At 47.4% G+C, this 17,409-nt stretch carries 17 protein-coding genes; 7 read left to right on the top strand and 10 right to left on the bottom strand.

The annotated features are described in order from the left end of the window. Positions 1 to 14: 14 nt before the first annotated feature. From accB to ACFSUS_RS24195, 6 genes are all read right to left on the bottom strand, one after another. The gene (accB, locus tag ACFSUS_RS24220) at positions 15 to 506 is read right to left on the bottom strand and encodes an acetyl-CoA carboxylase biotin carboxyl carrier protein (protein WP_381526718.1); all 492 of its coding nucleotides are present in this window, start codon (positions 504 to 506) and stop codon (positions 15 to 17) included. Positions 507 to 610: 104 nt separating this feature from the next. Beyond that, positions 611 to 1,174, bottom strand: coding sequence for an elongation factor P (gene efp / locus ACFSUS_RS24215; protein WP_381526716.1), 564 nt, complete (start codon positions 1,172 to 1,174; stop codon positions 611 to 613). An 84-nt stretch (positions 1,175 to 1,258) separates the two neighbouring features. Then, positions 1,259 to 2,242 (bottom strand): beta-ketoacyl-ACP synthase III, encoded by a 984-nt coding sequence (locus ACFSUS_RS24210; RefSeq protein ID WP_381526714.1) that lies wholly within the window; start codon positions 2,240 to 2,242, stop codon positions 1,259 to 1,261. Positions 2,243 to 2,297: 55 nt separating this feature from the next. Continuing rightward, positions 2,298 to 3,239 carry a phosphate acyltransferase PlsX gene (plsX, locus tag ACFSUS_RS24205; RefSeq protein WP_381526713.1) on the bottom strand — a complete coding sequence of 314 codons (942 nt, stop codon included), beginning with the start codon at positions 3,237 to 3,239 and terminating at the stop codon, positions 2,298 to 2,300. 145 nt (positions 3,240 to 3,384) lie between these two features. Beyond that, positions 3,385 to 3,579: a 50S ribosomal protein L32 gene (rpmF, locus tag ACFSUS_RS24200; protein ID WP_080237764.1), complete on the bottom strand. Its 195-nt coding sequence runs from the start codon at positions 3,577 to 3,579 to the stop codon at positions 3,385 to 3,387. 87 nt (positions 3,580 to 3,666) lie between these two features. Continuing rightward, complete coding sequence (locus ACFSUS_RS24195) at positions 3,667 to 4,212, bottom strand: YceD family protein (protein WP_381526711.1); 546 nt, start codon at positions 4,210 to 4,212, stop codon at positions 3,667 to 3,669. A 197-nt stretch (positions 4,213 to 4,409) separates the two neighbouring features. Between ACFSUS_RS24195 and ACFSUS_RS24190 the strand changes: the two genes are divergently transcribed. The 5 genes from ACFSUS_RS24190 (at position 4,410) to ACFSUS_RS24170 (ending at position 8,252) form a co-directional block, all read left to right on the top strand. Continuing rightward, positions 4,410 to 5,309: an EamA family transporter gene (locus tag ACFSUS_RS24190; RefSeq protein WP_381526709.1), complete on the top strand. Its 900-nt coding sequence runs from the start codon at positions 4,410 to 4,412 to the stop codon at positions 5,307 to 5,309. Positions 5,310 to 5,357: 48 nt separating this feature from the next. After that, positions 5,358 to 5,567: a hypothetical protein gene (locus tag ACFSUS_RS24185; protein ID WP_381526707.1), complete on the top strand. Its 210-nt coding sequence runs from the start codon at positions 5,358 to 5,360 to the stop codon at positions 5,565 to 5,567. 61 nt (positions 5,568 to 5,628) lie between these two features. After that, complete coding sequence (locus ACFSUS_RS24180; RefSeq protein ID WP_381526705.1) at positions 5,629 to 6,084, top strand: ABA4-like family protein; 456 nt, start codon at positions 5,629 to 5,631, stop codon at positions 6,082 to 6,084. Positions 6,085 to 6,188: 104 nt separating this feature from the next. Further along, a complete protein-coding gene (locus tag ACFSUS_RS24175; RefSeq protein WP_381526703.1) occupies positions 6,189 to 7,685 on the top strand; it encodes a S41 family peptidase in 1,497 nt (498 codons plus the stop codon). 18 nt (positions 7,686 to 7,703) lie between these two features. Beyond that, positions 7,704 to 8,252: a 3'-5' exonuclease gene (locus ACFSUS_RS24170; protein ID WP_381526701.1), complete on the top strand. Its 549-nt coding sequence runs from the start codon at positions 7,704 to 7,706 to the stop codon at positions 8,250 to 8,252. Here ACFSUS_RS24170 and ACFSUS_RS24165 read toward each other — a convergent pair. Continuing rightward, positions 8,249 to 11,467, bottom strand: a complete 3,219-nt coding sequence (locus tag ACFSUS_RS24165; protein ID WP_381526699.1) for a ligand-binding sensor domain-containing protein — start codon at positions 11,465 to 11,467, stop codon at positions 8,249 to 8,251. The two genes, ACFSUS_RS24170 and ACFSUS_RS24165, sit on opposite strands and share 4 nt — an antisense overlap. 217 nt (positions 11,468 to 11,684) lie before the next feature. Between ACFSUS_RS24165 and ACFSUS_RS24160 the strand changes: the two genes are divergently transcribed. Further along, complete coding sequence (locus ACFSUS_RS24160) at positions 11,685 to 13,823, top strand: prolyl oligopeptidase family serine peptidase (RefSeq protein WP_381526697.1); 2,139 nt, start codon at positions 11,685 to 11,687, stop codon at positions 13,821 to 13,823. A gap of 66 nt (positions 13,824 to 13,889) precedes the next feature. Here the strand turns inward: ACFSUS_RS24160 and ACFSUS_RS24155 are convergent, their stop codons facing one another. Next, the gene (locus ACFSUS_RS24155) at positions 13,890 to 14,408 is read right to left on the bottom strand and encodes a hypothetical protein (RefSeq protein WP_381526695.1); all 519 of its coding nucleotides are present in this window, start codon (positions 14,406 to 14,408) and stop codon (positions 13,890 to 13,892) included. A 562-nt stretch (positions 14,409 to 14,970) separates the two neighbouring features. Here ACFSUS_RS24155 and ACFSUS_RS24150 point away from each other — a divergent pair. Beyond that, entirely contained in the window at positions 14,971 to 15,702 is a 732-nt protein-coding gene (locus ACFSUS_RS24150; RefSeq protein WP_381526692.1) for a DUF6090 family protein, read from the top strand. Between the two features lie 69 nt (positions 15,703 to 15,771). Here the strand turns inward: ACFSUS_RS24150 and ACFSUS_RS24145 are convergent, their stop codons facing one another. Further along, positions 15,772 to 16,695, bottom strand: coding sequence for an SMP-30/gluconolactonase/LRE family protein (locus tag ACFSUS_RS24145; RefSeq protein ID WP_381526689.1), 924 nt, complete (start codon positions 16,693 to 16,695; stop codon positions 15,772 to 15,774). Positions 16,696 to 16,805: 110 nt separating this feature from the next. Further along, a complete protein-coding gene (locus ACFSUS_RS24140; protein WP_381526685.1) occupies positions 16,806 to 17,261 on the bottom strand; it encodes a DUF2147 domain-containing protein in 456 nt (151 codons plus the stop codon). Positions 17,262 to 17,409: the final 148 nt, after the last annotated feature.

Raw genomic sequence — 17,409 nt, 5'->3', positions numbered from 1 at the left:
CGCTCTTTCGCTCATTAAATAGGTTCTACTAAAAACAGAGGCTGGTCGTACTCCACGGGGGTGGCGTTTTCGACAAGCACCTTCACGATACGACCCGACACCTCGGATTCGATCTCGTTAAACAACTTCATGGCTTCGATGATGCAGACTACTTTGCCTTCTGACACACTGTCGCCAACTTCTACAAGCGACGGCGTGTCAGGGCTGGACGACCGGTAGAACGTCCCGATCATCGGTGACTTAATTGTAATATAATTTGACGTCTCTGCTTTAGGGGTGGCTGGGGTAGAGGCCACCGGCTGGATAGGAGCAGACGTAGCCTCAGCAGCTGGCGGTGCGGCCACAATGATAGGAGCGGCTGCTACTGGTGCCGGAGCTGCGGCAACGGGTGCCCCCGAGCCATATCGCTTAACGCTGATCTTGAGATCACTCGTCTCGATGTTTACCTCATCTAAACCCGACTGCGAGATGAAGTCAATAAGTTGCTGTATGTCTTTTGTATCCATAGCTTTTGACTGATGAAGGATGAATTATGAAGGATGAATAGTTCATCATCAAAACAATGAATGAAACGTGTCAATTCATCACTTATAATTCATCATTCAAATACTCATTTCACTCGTTCAACGTATTCACGTGTGCGGGTATCGACCCGAATTTTTTCCCCAGATTCAATGAAAAGCGGCACCATTATTTTAGCACCTGACTCTACTTCAACCCGCTTTTTAGGGCTGTTTGCCGTATCTCCTTTAATACCTGGCTCGGCATAGGTCACCTCCAATTCAACGAACGGTGGTAATTCGCACGATAGAGGAGTTTCGTTTTCGGCGTTGATCAAAATTTCAACCTCCTGACCTTCTTTCATCAGGTCGGCACCCTCAACGAGCTTCTCATCGATATTAATTTGATCAAACGACTCCTGGTCCATAAAGTTATAACCAGTCTCGTCTTTATAGAGAAACTGAAACTTACGGCGTTCTACCCGAACCGGATAAATCGTTACGCCAGAGTTAAAAGTATTATCAATAACCCGGCCAGTGGTCAGGCTTTTAAGCTTTGTGCGCACGAAAGCCGCGCCTTTACCGGGCTTCACGTGTTGAAACTCCGTGATTTGAAAGAGGTCGTTGTTGAAGTTAAGGACCAGTCCGTTTCGGATGTCTGCGGTCGTTGCCATGTATTGATTTACGATTTATAAACTACGATTTACGAGACGGCTGCCAGCAAAATCGCATACCGTACATCGTAAATCTAAAATCAGTTAATAAGCCCACTTCACGTAGGCAGCGCCCCAGGTGAAACCTCCACCGAAAGCAGCAAGTACTAAATTGTCGCCTTTATTCAATTTCGACTCGTAATCGAACAAACACAGTGGTATTGTGGCAGCTGTAGTGTTGCCGTACTTGTGAATGTTCATCATGACCTTGTCAGCGTTGATCCCCATCCGGTTTGCCGTAGCGTCGATGATCCGTTTGTTGGCTTGGTGCGGCACCAGCCAGGCAACGTCGTTACCAGCCAGCTGATTACGCTCCATAATCTCGGCCGAAACATCGGCCATATTCTTAACCGCGAATTTAAATACCGAAGGACCATCTTGATAGACGTAGTGCCAGCGCTTTTCAACAGTTTCATGCGTGGGCGGATAGCGACTTCCCCCTGCTTTCTGAAACAAGTGATTTTGCCCAACACCATCTGACCGGATGATAGAATCTAAAATTCCCAATCCGTCGCTGTTAGGCTCCAGTAATACCGCCCCGGCACCATCGCCGAACAAAACACAGGTGGTACGATCAGTGTAATCCGTTATCGCTGACATTTTATCGGCTCCAACGATAACTACTCTCTGGTATTTACCAGTTTCGATGAATTGTGAGCCGACTGTCATGGCATACAAAAATCCGGAGCAGGCGGCCTGAATATCGAAACTACCGACATTGCGGATACCCACCATGTCACAAATCAGGTTCGCCGTGCAGGGAAACACGTAGTCAGGTGTAGTAGTAGCACAAATGAGCAGATCTACTTCTTCTGGTTTAGTGTTCGTTTTTTCAAGTAGCCCCGCCACTGCTTTCGCTCCCATATGCGACGAACCCATTCCCTCACCCTTCAGAATATGACGTTCCTTAATACCTGTTCGGGTGGTAATCCATTCGTCATTCGTATCCACCATACGTTCCAATTCAGCGTTGGTCAACACGTAGTCGGGCACGTAGCCGTAAATTCCAGTGATGGCAGCTTTACTCATAAGTCGGTGGTGTACGTGCCTATTCGACACGATCAGTTAAACACAGTAATCTGGCTCAGGCCAGGACCTGTGCAATTTTAGTGTAGGCGTCAGACTCAACCTGTCGGATGGCCAAACCAATCATATTTTTTATGGCCAATGGCGATGAAATACCGTGTGCAATAATTACGTTGCCGTTAACCCCCAAAATTGGACTGCCACCTACGGATTCATAATTAGTTTTATCGATAAACTCATCGCTGAGACCTCGCTGGGTAGCTATCGAATGGAACGACTCTCCCAGCTTAAACATCGTGTTGCCCGTAAAACCATCGGTAACAATGACATCAGTCTTTCCGGCAAAAAAGTCTCCTCCTTCAATATTACCAACAAAGTTGATCCGGCGGCTATCCTTCAAGAGCTGATGAGCAGCCTGAGCGACAAGTGATCCTTTTTGTTCTTCAGAACCAATATTCATTAAGGCCACACGAGGGCGCTCAATGCCAAACGTATATTGGGCGTAAATAGAGCCGATCTCCCCAAACTGACACAACATTTCAGGCTTACAGTCAGCATTAGCACCAATGTCGAGCATTACTGCGTGGCCACCTGTAATTTGCGGCACAAAGCCTGCAATACAAGGCCGAAGAACACCTTCGATGGCTTTGATACTGAATAGCGCCCCGACGTGCATAGCCCCGGTATTACCCGCGCTGCAAAACGCTTGTACCTGAGCATCTTTCAAAAGTTTAAACCCAACTCCGATACTGGAATTGGGCTTCTGAGAGAGAGCTTTGGTGGGGTGCTCACTCATTTCAATAACATCGTCGGCATTGACCAGCTCAACGTTAGAAACTGTTTCTGTCTTGTGTTTATTGACTAATTCCTGGACAACAGACTGTTTGCCAATCAAGACAATAGTTACACCTTCCGGCAATGCAGCAGCGGCCATCATGACTCCTTCCACAATTGCTTCGGGAGCGAAATCGCCACCCATTGCGTCCACTGCAATTTTCATTGACTCCGTTTGTTCAATACCTCCCAGCTAGACTGGTCTGCAAAAAAATACGCGTAAAAATAGAGAGGTAGCCCGCAATAAAAAAGTATTTCACGTTCATCTTCAGAAAGACGTCGGTGAAATACTTTTTGTAAATCAATGATAATTAAGCCGTTTTGGCGTAGTTCTCAACGATCATTTGGCCTTTGTAAAACAGGTTACCCTCGAAAACGTGAGCATGGTGACGCTCGTGTACTTCGCCGGTTTGTGCGTCTGTTGATAAAGTTACGGCCGTAGCCTTATAGTGCGTTCTGCGCTTATCGCGTCGGGTGCTAGAGTGGCGTCGTTTGGGGTGTGCCATGATTTAGTCTTAAAGTTATATAGTTCTAGTGTTGTGCAGTTATGAGAGTTAACAGGCGGTTAAACTTGTATAGCTCTATAACTAAATTTAATTGTCATTTAATTTCCGTAAGGCTGCCCAACGCGGATCGATATCTTGCTGTTGTTCGTCACTACCCGCTTCAGTGCCTGGATCAGACTGATAGATTAGCTTACCATTCGACTCATCGTCCTGGTCGTCCTCATCCCGAAACCTGGGATGAAGTCGCTTCATAGGCAGCGAAAGACTGATAAATTCAAAGATGTAGCGGGCAACATTAACGGTCGCCGTGCTACGTTCAATGAGTTCTATCTCATCGCTTAACTCTTCGTTATGATCGCCAAACTTCAAGAGCATGGTCTGCTGCGTATCCACCTCTTCGTCGTAGCAATCCAGACTCCGATCGCAGGTTTGCTCAACAGTACCCGTGATATGGAAGTCCAGCCGAATCATCGTTTCGGACTTGTCCAGCACCAGATGGGTCCGAACATGGCCCTTTTCAATTAGCGGCTGATCCAACGCGGCAAAAAACGCGTCGTCAGACGTAAAGTCATATTCGTAGCGCTTGCTGTCCAGCCCAACGATATTAATGTCGTATGCACGTAGTTCGTTCACCTCGTACCTCCTCTACTCCGGCGGCCCGGTTTAAAAATAAGACCGCAAAGGTACAAAACGTTTGTGAATCAAGAAAGTGATCACTAAAAATTTGCTTAGTAATCAGGTAGATTCGCGATGTATTTGTCATTACAAACTTGCAATGTCTAATGTTTTAAACCACCTTGTTAGAAGGACACGTAACATCTTTGCCAGGTATGCTCACTGTTATCGTATCCGTAACGGCTATTGCGGTTATCATCCGTATTGTGGCTAATCCGTTGTCTAACGTTTTTCAGAAGCAGTTGGCTCAGCGAACGGCACACCCCTTGTTCATTATTTCAGCCACTTACGGATTTCTGGCGCTGGCTTGTCTACCTTTTGGGCAACAGTTAAAGTTTAGCGGTTTGCCAACGGTATTCTGGGCAACCATGTTACTTGTTGGCCTGTTTGCTATGCTGGGTAATGTGTTTCTAGTAAAGGCGTTACAAATCGGCGATCTATCAGTTTTAGGTCCAATAAATGCTTATAAGTCAATTGTCGGGCTTGTTATAGGTATCTTTTTGTTAAATGAGATGCCGAGCATGTGGGGTCTGGTGGGCGTTGTACTTATTGTATGGGGTAGTTATGTCGTTCTTACCGCTAGGACCTCAATAGATCACAGACGGTTCTCGTGGCGCATCATTCAACAACCTGAAGTGAAATTACGTCTTGCCGCTTTAGTATGTTCAGCTGTTGACGGTGCCTTTCTAAAGAAGGCCATCCTCCTTTCAACACCTATGATTGCTTTCTTTTACTGGTGTTTGTTTGGTTTTGCCTTTACGCTCATCTGGGTTGTGTTTACATTACGTCATCAATGGCAACGCCAGGCCAAGCTGCTAGTTTCGCAAAAATTTGTTTACTTGGCTTTGTTTCTGACCGTTGGCATTACCCAAGTAGCCAGTAACGTTGCTTTGGCTCATATGCAGGTTGGCTACGCGCTAGCTTTATTCCAAACCTCAGCCTTAGTCAGCGTTCTTTTCGGCCATCACTTTTTCAATGAACAAGGTATATTACGTAAACTGATTGGAGCCAGTATTATGGTTGTGGGTGCCATTTTGATTACGACGCTCGGATAACCATCGGCCCGAAAACCAGGTTATGATTACCTAACTAATTTTCTGGTCATGGCACAGTACCAACTTGTCGAAAAGCACGCTATTGAGCACCATAATGAATATTTCGAAGTAAGGACTACTCAAAATGGCGACCATCCGTACAGCTTGTTCTTTACGACCAACGAAGAGAATCTAGAGGACGTCGCAGCTGATATTATTGCCGATCATGTACCCGGCGCGAAGCACTGGACGGTGATTCCTCATCGGAAAGACAGCTAACGGTAGCATTGCGGGGGTCATAGGGCGCTGTAACAACGTATTTACATTAATACACTGACTTATGACCCCAGAAACCGCATTTTCCTACGCAAACCTACTGGTTTTGCCGCAGTGGCTTTTCATGATTGTTGCTCCACGCTGGCGGGTGACTCAATTTCTGGTACAAATGCTGCCCATTCCGATGGCCTTGGCTGGCATGTATCTGTATTATCTGTTTGCCGTTCCACCAACATCAACCGGTTCAGCCGGATTTGACTTCCGGGCGTTCTCAACGCTAGCTGGCGTACAGTCGTTATTTACAGGGCAGAAAGAAGCCGTTCTGGCAGGATGGATTCATTACCTCGCGTTTGACCTTGTCGCTGGTAGCTACGTATTACGCGATGGGCAGGCTCGTTCTATTGGGCACGGCTGGCTAGTACCCTGTCTGGTGTTGTGCTTTATACTCGGGCCTAGTGGGCTTTTGTTATACGGCCTGATACGTTTAGCGATGCAGTCATCGGCTAGAACAGAATTTTAACAAACTTTTAAACATTTTTTATTGATTATAGTTGCGCCAAATCTTATCTTCACCGAACGAATTATACCCGGCCTCCAGAGCTGGTTCATACCGTGACGTGAAACATGAAGATTGGTCGAATTCTGTTATTTACGGGTCTGTTAATCGGGCTATGTAACCTGATTTCCCCCGCCCAAACATTAACCCCCGAACAAGCCCGTACTGACCTTAGTTATCTCAAACGTAAGCTTGACCTCCTCCACCCGGGTATGGGGTATTACACCCCCCAAGCCCGTATGGAACAGTTGTATGACTCGCTCTACAATCGCTTGACGGCGCCAATGGACTATCTGGCCTTTTTTCATCACGTCAGTCCGTTAGTGACGGCTCTTAAAGACGGCCATACGAATTTAAATCACCGGAAGAATTTTATTAGTAAGCAAACACGCTTTATACCGTTCTATATCCGACCGGTGGGTACTCAGTATTTCATCAGCCACAACGTATCACCAGATACAAGCCTTCGGCGCGGCACCGAACTACTCACTATTAATGGCCGAACGGTTGCCGACCTACACCATGAATTAATGAACAATGACCACTCAGGTTCCGATGGCGATAACCTGACCGGTCGGCGGCAGTGGAGCCTGGTGCAGTTTGCCGATTACTATGCCGCGTGGTATGGTTCTTCGGACTCGATCGTAATTACGTACCGTTTCCCTAAGGATACTCTGACTCGGCAAAAGCGCTTAGCTTGCCCAACGCTACATGGCTTTCGAGCTATTATGCAGCGTCGGTATCGAAACGAGATTGATCACCGGCCTAATCTATCCGTGCGTGTTGTTGACACCTTAACGCATACAGCGGTGCTACGTGTGTCATCATTCATGGGTTTGAAAAAAACCGATCCGTTCCAGTGGGCCTTTAACCGGCGGCTGAAACAAGCCTTCAAGCAAATACGTCAGCAGAATGTACAAAACCTGGTGGTCGACATGCAGGGAAATGGTGGCGGTATAGTTATGAACTCGGCTCGGCTTCTTCAATACTGGATGCCCAAACCCTTCACCATCATGGAGCATGAAGAGATGAAGGGAGCAGCCCGCAACGAACTAGTGACCCGTTGGAACCCATTCTCGGCCCTCAATTTCAGCTTGCAGTACAAACACACCACTGCTGGTGGATTTGCCAGCCGATCATCGCGTCGGCGTTATCGACCCAAAAAGCAGATGGCTTTTAAGGGAAATCTTTATTTTTTGATGAACGGTGCTTCGTTTTCGGCTACCACTTCGGTACTGGCCAAAACACTCGATGCCGGCATGGGTACTTTCGTTGGCGAAGCCAGTGGCAGTGCATATTGGGGCGACTTTGCGGGACATTTTAAGATGGTGACCCTACCGAATTCTCGTATGCAGGTACGAATTCCGCTGAAGAAGTTAACCCATGCTGTTGTACCAGACCGAGCCAACGGCTTCACCGTAGAGCCTGACTTTACAGTAACCCGCAGTTACGACGATTTGATGGCGAACCGCGACTATGTGCTGGATTATACGCTTCGCCTGGTTCGCCAGGGAGTCGTAGCCCGGCAGCCGATCAAGATCCGGCCGTTGCAAGCCTCGCGCTAAAGTCGTACCTTTATTGCTGTGTATTGCATCGTTGACGTCGAAACCACAGGGGGCGTAAAAGGTCCCACTCGTCTGACCGAAATCGCCATCTTCCGCCACGATGGGCAGCAAGTTGTTGATTCGTTCCACTCGTTGTTAAATCCAGGCTGCTCAATTCCGCCATTCATTCGCCATTTGACAGGTATATCCAATGAAATGGTGGCCGATGCTCCTGTGTTTGCCGATATAGCCGAAGACGTCCTGAACATTACCCAGGATGCTATTTTCGTAGCTCATAACGTCAGCTTTGACTTCAACTTTATTAAGAAAGAGTTGAGCTGGCTAGGTTACGATTACTTTCGGAGAACCTTGTGCACTGTCCGGACAAGCCGCAAACTGATTCCAGGCCATCCATCCTACAGTTTGGGCAAGCTTTGCCATTCGCTTAACATTCCGCTGAATGGACGTCATCGTGCTCAAGGCGACGCGGCCGCCACCGTCTTGTTGTTTGAGATGTTATTACGTCACGATGTGAAAGAGTTGATTCCCCGCGTATCTGCTCAGCACATGATCCACACCCGGCTCTAGTTTGACGTCGACTGGTTGGTGAGAACGCCATAAAAGCTTCGCCTACCAACCGGACCGATAGGTATCTCAATGGTGGCCCGAACGCCGTGACCCGGTTGGCTTTGCCACGTAATCCGACCATTTAGTATGTCCACGCGAGACTCAATATTGCCGATTCCTAATCCGGTTCCACCCTTCTTGATGCGTTCGTAATCAAATCCCCGGCCGTTGTCATAATACGTCAGCACGAGTCGATCAGGTTGCTGAAGCAAGTGAAGTTCAAGCTGTTGAGCCTCGGCGTGTTTGAGCGAATTACTGACCAGCTCCTGGGTAATCCGGTATAACATCAATTCAGTGTCTGCCGAAAATCGGCTACTAGTGGCCGATAGGTTCGTTTCTATTGCGCCCGCGGTATTGCTGATAATCAATTGCGTGTGAATTATTCCACTCGCGTTGATGCGTGAGAACAACTCTTCGACGGCAGCTACGTATCCATGTTGCTCCAGGGTTTGTGGGTTAAGCTTCCTGAGCAGATTCCGAACATCGCTAATCGTATCATTGATTAAATTAAATATAGTGGTGCGAAGCGACAGAATGGTAGGCGTTTCGCCAGCCTGCTGGGTTAACTGACTGGTATACAACTTGATCGTTGCCAGGCGGGTTCCGATCTCATCGTGCAAATCGCGGGCGATATCTTTTTTTACCTGCTCCTGAATGTCGTAAGCCAGCCGTAAGCGGTCAGCTTCCTGATGGCGAATGGCCCGCTCGCGCTGACGTACCCAGGTCAGTGCGGCCACAGCCAGCAACAAGGTTATGATTACAAGAAACGGCAGCCTCCGCCAGAATGGTGGCTTAACTTCAATATGTAGCCTTCGAATACGGTTACTCCAATGGCCATCCAGATTGGCAGCTTTCACTTCAAATGTGTATTCACCTGGTGGTAGGTTAGCATACCGAACGTAGTTACGTTGGCCAGCGGCTACCCACCGGTCATCGTATCCCTTGAGCTGATACTGGTACGCATTATTGCCATTGCTGAAATAATCCAGTGCAGCAAACTCAAGCGAAACCGTATTCTGGTTGTAATCTAGCTCAATGCGGTTTGTTTCGCCCACGTAAGTATCGGCCTTATATGGTTCTTCGTTGACGTTAAGCGTATAGATATGAACGTAAGGATTGTGCAAGCTACTATGAAATAGGTCAGGCCGAAATCGGTTGAACCCGTTAACGCCACCGAAGTAAAGCTCGCCGTTAGCCGTTCGAAGAAAGGCATTACCATTGAATTCGTAGCCTTGAAGGCCGTCGTTCAGCGTGAAGTTTTTTACGGTCTGCGTCTTCGGATCAAGTCGCAGAATGCCTCGGTTTGTACTCATCCAGATGTTGTTCTGAACGTCTGTAACGCTACCATACACAAACGAATTGGCCATTCCCTGCCGTTCGGTATACAACGTGAAGCGACCCGTTCGCGGCTTAAGCGCCACCAACCCCCGATCGCAGGAAAGCCACATCGTCTTCCGGTTAGCATCTGGTCGAATGTGCAGCACGGTGTAGCCTTTTAAACCGGATTTGATCAACCGCCACGAAGCTATATTACTACGGGTAGTCTGAGGAGATAATTGGTAGCAGTAGTACCCATTGAGGTACGTACCCACCCAAAGCTGTCGGGTCGGGTCATCGTACCAAAGGCTGAAGATGTTTAGCCCCGATAAAAAAGAGAGTTTTGACCAGCGCTGTTGCCGTGTATTCAGTGAATAAAGTCCATCTTCTGTCGCAGCAACCAGGGTAGTGTCAGCGACACTAATCAAATTACGAGCGTAGTTGTCAGCTACTAAGCTGGTCGGCGACGAGAACAGGATCGGTTTAAACGTCTTAGTTTTTTCATCAAACGCCAGCACTCCGTCCGATGTCCCGACCCAGATACGCCGTTGCGGATCACGATAAATGCTTTTGAGTAGATTATTGCCGGGCAAATTACTTCGCCGATCTGTCAGGTGTCGTTCGACAATTCGATCGGTACGTGGGTTCAGGACGTCAATACCATTTTCTGTGATAAGCCACAGGCGATCAAACCGCTCTTCCATAAACCCACGTATAGTATAGCTACTGAGCTTTCGGTCAGCCGATTCAGTATCAGCCGTCTGACGCTTAGTAATTCCACCGAACAAAAACACGTCGGGTATGATTCGGGCTAAGCCGTCGGGGTCAGCATTGGCCCAAATGATACCCATGTCGTCAACGTATACTTTACTGATCTTAAACTCATTCAGCCGACGTGATTTGTTCGTGAAGCCATTCACCTGACCAAACATCCGCGATCGCTTGTCAAAATACAGTACTCCATCGTGTTGGGTACCTAACCAAAGCCGCCCGCGTTGGTCGGGAGCAAGGCTATAGATAGCACTGACGGCGTTGGCTCCTGCCGTTTCGTAGGTCTGGTAGGTTTTCTGGTGGTAGTCGAACCGGATTAATCCGGCACTAGTACCCAGCCAGGCAATATTATCGGCGTCGATGTAGAAGGAAAAAACGGCTTGTACCGCCCCAACTTGATTTTGGGGATGATTACTGAAGTAATGAGAGAGTGTACGGTCGCGAAGGTTATAGCGCATCAAACCCGTTGGCGCATGGAGCCAGATGTCATCGCTGACGGTGCGCACCGTGGAGCTCTGTAGATCGTATTCCTTTGTTGGGTGCAGGGACGACGCTAAAACTGTTTTGTGGCGATTTTTATACTCAAACCGCACGAGGCCTTCTGCATCGCTCAGATACAAAAGCTCTGTTTTATTTACAAAAAATGGCAGGGTCCGACTAGAAACAGGTTTACCATTAGAATCAATGGCAAAGAAACAGTCAAACCGATCATGCCGACGGTCGTACCGGTTCAGGCCTTCTTCGGTTCCAATCCATAAGTTACCCTCGGGGTCTTCAATAATTCCAAAAATGTTAACGCCCCGAATAGAGCCTGGCTGAACGGCTCCCCGCTCGCCCACTGTTGGGCGATACGTACGGAAATGATGGCCATCGTACCGATTCAAACCATCCTGAGTACCGAACCATAAGAAGCCCCGGCTGTCTTTCAGCATGTAATACACTGACCCCTGCGTGAGTCCCTCACCTACCCCAATATGATCGACGCGGAAAGCTGAAGCATTACTCGTGTAGGCAGCCTGTGCCCACATACCCGTAGTCGGCGCAATCATCGAGAGTATTAGTGTGAACAGATTGAGTACAGTTCGCATGCCGAGCAGCCAATGCTTTATGGTAAACTTCTGTAAATGAGCCCCCTATTTACTACATATCCTATTAAGTTGCCTAACAAACGTTGTTAAATATTATTCTCCAGGGCGCTTCTTAGCCAAGCGCTGTCAGATAATTACTCTCGTACTTGTCTTTCCAGGGCGCGGAATCGTAATTAGTAGGATAATTGCGTTTCAAAAGCCATCAACACGCAACAACATGCATCTTTCTAACTCTATCCGACTGCTCCTTATGTTGAGTTCGTCCGTAGCCCTGGGCCAGGCCAGCAACCCGCTTACCTACCCTAAAGCGCGCAAAACCGATCAGGTTGACAATTACCACGGTACTCAAGTCGCTGACCCTTATCGATGGCTTGAAGACGACCGCTCGGCGGAAACAGCCGAATGGGTCAAGGCCGAAAACAAGGTTACGTTCGATTACCTATCGCAAATTCCGTACAGAAAGCAGTTTCAGGATCGGCTGGAACAAATATACAACTACCCCAAATACTCGGCTCCCAGCCGCAAGGGCGAGTGGTTTTACTTTTCGAAGAATGATGGCCTGCAAAACCAATCGGTTCTTTACCGCCAGAAAGGTCTTGACGGCAAACCTGAGCTGGTCATTGACCCCAATAAACTCTCTACCGATGGCACGACGCGGCTAGGTGCTTTCTCACTGTCGAAAGACGGGAAGTATGCCGTTGTGGGCCTCTCGAAAGGGGGCTCTGACTGGCAGGAGTATCAGATTATGGATCTGGCCACGAAGCAGTACTTACCCGAAAAGATTGAATGGGTGAAGGTGTCGGGAGCTGCTTGGCAGGGCGATGGCTTTTATTACAGCCGCTACCCTAAGCCGGAAGGTAGTGCACTAGCCGCCAAAAACGAGAATCACCAGGTGTTCTATCACAAGCTGAACACGCCACAGTCGGCGGATCGGTTGGTGTACGAAGATCCTAAAAACCCGCAACGGTTTCACATTGTTAGCACAACCGACGACGAACGGTTTGCTTTACTATCCATCAGTGACCGTGGCCAGGGGAAAGATGGTAACGCGCTACTTTTCATGGATGCGCAAGGCGGTCAGAAAACGTTTGCCCCGGTAGTAGCCGACGTAACCGACTTTAGTTATGGCGTGGTCGACAATGACGGCGATCGATTACTGATTTTGACTAATGAAAAAGCGCCCAATAGCAAAGTAGTAGCGTTCGATACAAAGAAAAAGGCCTTTTCGACGCTTATTGGCGAACGGCCCGAACCCATTACGGAAGGGGGCGTTAGTGCGGCCGGTACTAAGTTGTTCGTCGAATACTCGAAAGATGTAGCGTCGCAGGTACAAGTGTTTGATTACACCGGTAAGCCTGAAAATGAAATCCAGCTGCCGGCAATTGGCTCGGCCAGCGGCTTTGGAGGGGAAAAAGATGATAAGTTTGTATTCTACACGTTTACATCGTTTACCTTCCCTCCCACCATTTATCGCTATGACATTGCTACGCGAAAAAGTGCCGTATTCCGTGCGCCGGAGGTCGACTTCAAACCCACTGATTACGAAACAAAGCAAGTATTCTTCACTAGTAAAGACGGGACGAAGGTACCCATGTTTATTACGTACCGCAAAGGAATCAAACTAGACGGTACCAATCCGACATTGTTATATGGATACGGTGGCTTCAATGTTAGTCTTCCGCCCAGCTTTAGTCCCTTGCGCATTCCATTTCTGGAGCAGGGTGGTATTTACGCCCAGGCTAATTTGAGGGGCGGCAGCGAATACGGCGAAAAATGGCACGAGCAAGGTATGAAGCTCAAGAAGCAGAATGTGTTCGACGATTTCATTGCGGCTGCCGAATACCTGATTGCTCAGAAATATACCAGTTCGGCCAAACTTGCTATCCAGGGAGGCTCCAATGGAGGTCTACTCGTTGGTGCGGTCATGAATCAGCGGCCCGAGTTGTTTCGGGTGGCCATTCCGCAGGTAGGCGTGATGGACATGTTACGGTTTCATAAGTTCACCATTGGCTGGAACTGGATTGCTGACTACGGTAGCGCAGATAATGCGGAAGAGTTCAAAGCGCTGTATGCTTACTCGCCCATTCAGAACTTAAAACCGGGTCGCAATTATCCAGCTACGTTGATTACGACGGCCGACCACGACGACCGCGTTGTACCGGCGCACTCGTTTAAGTATGCCGCTACGTTGCAGGAAGTCTACAAAGGGCCAAACCCGGTGCTCATCCGTATCGACACTAACTCGGGCCACGGAGCCAGCAACACCAAGAAGAACATTGAGACCACCGCTGACATTTACTCGTTCATCCTTTGGAATATGGGCGTAACGAGTTTGAGGGAAATTGCGAGTAAGTAATACAAACAATAAGGGCTGTCTCAAATAGTTAGAAACAGCCCTTATTGTTTGTATTCTTGTTGAAAATTATAACTTGATAGTAACTCCCAGTTTAAGCGTTGCCAGGCTTGAACCAAGCTCAGCAAATCCACCTATCTTATCAGTAAAAAAGTAGCGACCGCCAATATGACCGAGAAAATATACTGTATTGTACGAATTAGAGAAGCCAGGTATACCTGCATAATAGTCTCCATAAGAAATACGGTAATAAGATAGCCCTACTCCAGCGTATAAATCAGCTTTATCGGTTCCTAATTGGAGTAATTCATTAAAGTGATAAGAGCCACGAACACCAAGATCAAATGAGTTAACACCACTACCATAGGATCGGTAACCAACTAAGCCGCCTACTGTGACATTTTTGATAATACCAGCGTCTAAACCGGCATTTAAGCCAATACCGCTTCCTGAGAAGTACCCGTATCCACCAACTCCGATACCAAGATTTAAAAACTTGGTACCCTTATCAACGGCGAGTTGGGCAAACGATTGCGTTCCGGCTAACAAGCCAAGAACTAATAAAAAAGCGAAGTGAAATTTTTTCATGTTGTACAGTCGATTTATGTAAAACTGGGAACAAATTAACGTGTATTCGTACGGGTTGCCAAACACACCTATGATCAAGTTAGTAATCGGTTGTATAGTCGTAAACCTGTCAATAAAAGGAAACTTCTGATTGATAACCAGCGCCTTACCCTTACGAAATAAAGAGTACAACCGATGACTAATCAATGATTTACAGCATAAAATAAAGCTTACTGTTTTGAGTAAACGGTAAAAGAGCTTCGTTTTCTTTAAAAAAGCGGGTTATGAAAGAGCTACGCTAGTCGAATAAGGTATGTTACGGGCCTCAAGCGACAAGCATAACAAAGCTCTTTTTAGTAAGAAATGCTCCAAGATTTAGTCCTATTGTAGCCTGTTTCAGTCTGCCACGCAACCCTTGTTCATAGATAGACGTATTGGCAATACCAAGGTGTGGCGTCCACATCTGTGGGTAAATGTAATAGTACACAAACGCCAGGCCTTTGATGAGCCTGGCGTTTGTTATTCCGACTGACTACGCTTGTATATGTTGCACTAATGCAGTACGTTGGCGTTTTAACCTAGTATGGAAACCGAACCCAATCTACCACCGGCTGATCAACCATCTGCAGGCTTGCACCGATTTTCTAGCTTAGTCCGGGAAAAGTGGCCTGAGTATATACTCGAAATCGTCACGATTATTTTAAGTATCACAATTTCGTTTGCTTTCGATGAATGGAAAGATGAACGAAGTAAGCAGCAAACTCAGCAAGCTTATCTGAAAAGCTTATACAACAATTTTCAAACGGACGTTATTCAGTTGAATGAGGTTTTGGCAGAGACTAAGCAAATTATTGCCAAGACTCAGCGTCTTCAGCAAGCCAATCTTTCGTCGGTTTCAAACCAGCAGTTTCTGACGGACATTAAATTTATTACGAAGCGCCCCCGCTTTATTGCCGAAGATGCCACCTTTCTGGATTTGACCAGCACGGGCAACCTGCGCTTACTGGATGACTTTGGCTTGAAAAACGCGTTGTTTGACTACTACAAACATTACCAGAGTATACAGTTAGTGGAAGCCGCCGAACTCGAATTCACCAATACAATCATTGGCCCTTATTTCATAAAAAACCTGCCATTGACGACTACGGCAACCAACAGCAATAACTTCAATGCGGCCTCGATAGCTGCTAGCTTTGAGTTTCAGAATTGTGTGCTGATTCGACAAGCTACGCGTCGTGAGCTACAGGAAGACTATAACGTTGCGCTCGACAAAGCACGAAGGCTTGAAGCCCCGTTGAAAAAGCAGATTAATTAAATAGTGAGTATAAGGAGTGGATAAGATCAAAAGCCTGCGCAGGCATTCCTACTATGGAGCTTTACACACTTACTCTGTTCCTTTCACCTGCATAGCTAGGGTATAAATTGCCTCGGAGGCCGTAATGAACAACGTTTTACGGTCTTTCCCTCCAAAGCAAACGTTACCTACCCATCGGGAAGGCACCGCAATGGTTCCCATTTTTTGCCCGGCCGGGTCATAAATCGTAACGCCCCGCCCCGTCAGATACAGATTACCCTGGCTGTCGAGTGTCATGCCGTCGGAACCCTGCGACACGTACAATTGGCGATTGGTTAACGTACCATCACTGTTTATCTGGTACTTGTAAGTCTTATTAGCCCGAATGTCAGCTACATACAGAAATTTTCCGTCCGGCGAGCCAACAATGCCGTTAGGCTGGATTAATTGGCCTTCAACCAGGATAGGTTCTTTTTTACCTTTAGGTAGATAGAACACGTTTTGTCCTTCAATGTCGGGCTTCTTGCGTTCCCAATACTCACGCTGATAATAAGGATCAGTGAAGTAAATTCCACCTTTGGGGTCTATCCATACATCGTTAGGACCATTGAGTTTGTGGCCCTGGTAGTCTTTTAGCAAGACCGTGGCTTTTCCGGCCGGATCTATCGACCATAGTTCGTTGTTTTGATCCGCGCAGGCAATCAGCGCTCCGCTCTTATCAAAATATAATCCGTTTGAACGACCCGTTTTGTCCATAAACGTGGACAGTTTTCCGTCGGTGTCGTACTTCCAAATTTTATCGTTAGGCTGGTCGGTGAAGTAGATTGCCCCGTTTTTATCCACAGCGGGACCTTCTGTAAATGTAAACTGAGTCGAAATCTGCTGAAGTTGGGCGCCCGGCGCCACAACTTTTATTGAGTCGCCGGGCCCTACGTTTGTCCGGTGGGCAAGTGCATTCCAGGATATCGCCAGTAGAGCTACTGCCCAAAAGCGGGCTTTATTACAAAAGTTCATAGATAATAATAGCAGAAAGTCAGACAGCCAAGGAAGGCTTACTGTAACGGGTTCTACTGTTAAGCAAACCCATCAATACGTCTGGCATGGTTTAACAGCAGTAAATGCGGTTATTTCACACGTGTCCATAGTTTGCTTTTGCCCAAAAAAGGCATCCCTAAGATGTAGCCATGAACATCGAGCGTATTAGGATCTTTCAGAGTAAGTTGGCAAGAATAGGTTTTACCATCTTCGGGATTATATACCTCACCATCACTCCAGACGTTGTTACCCTTATAGACAAAGTTGGTCATCATCGTCAGGTTTAGCAATTGGCGGGAGCGCAGCTTTTCATCGGGATTTTTGCTGTCCTGTTTTGGTTTGCGGGTCACGGGGTCAATGGGCTCGGCCATCCAGATCAGCCGACCATGGTATTTTCCATTATGCTCATAGATCTGAACCTGATTCCTTTTTTTTGAGCTGAGCCACTTTCCAACCAAGGCACCGGGGTTATCAGCCTTGGGGGCGAAGCTAGTCAGGATGAGCACGACAAATAAGAGTCCGTAAGTAGTACGGGGTACGTTCATAGAATAGCTTTCAGGTTTTTAACCCATAACTTCCATAGTATAAACGCAAAAATTCAGAGTGTTTGTCAGTCAAAAATGAAAGCCAATAATTTTTAGCTGTAAAGAAGGCTAAACCCGGTCGGACTGGCATTACTAGCGATGTCGAAAA

Source organism: Spirosoma soli, from assembly GCF_042684525.1.
GTDB lineage: Bacteria > Bacteroidota > Bacteroidia > Cytophagales > Spirosomataceae > Spirosoma > Spirosoma soli.
Note: the sequence above shows the minus strand (reverse complement) of the source record. Positions and strands in the feature narration are given on the sequence as shown.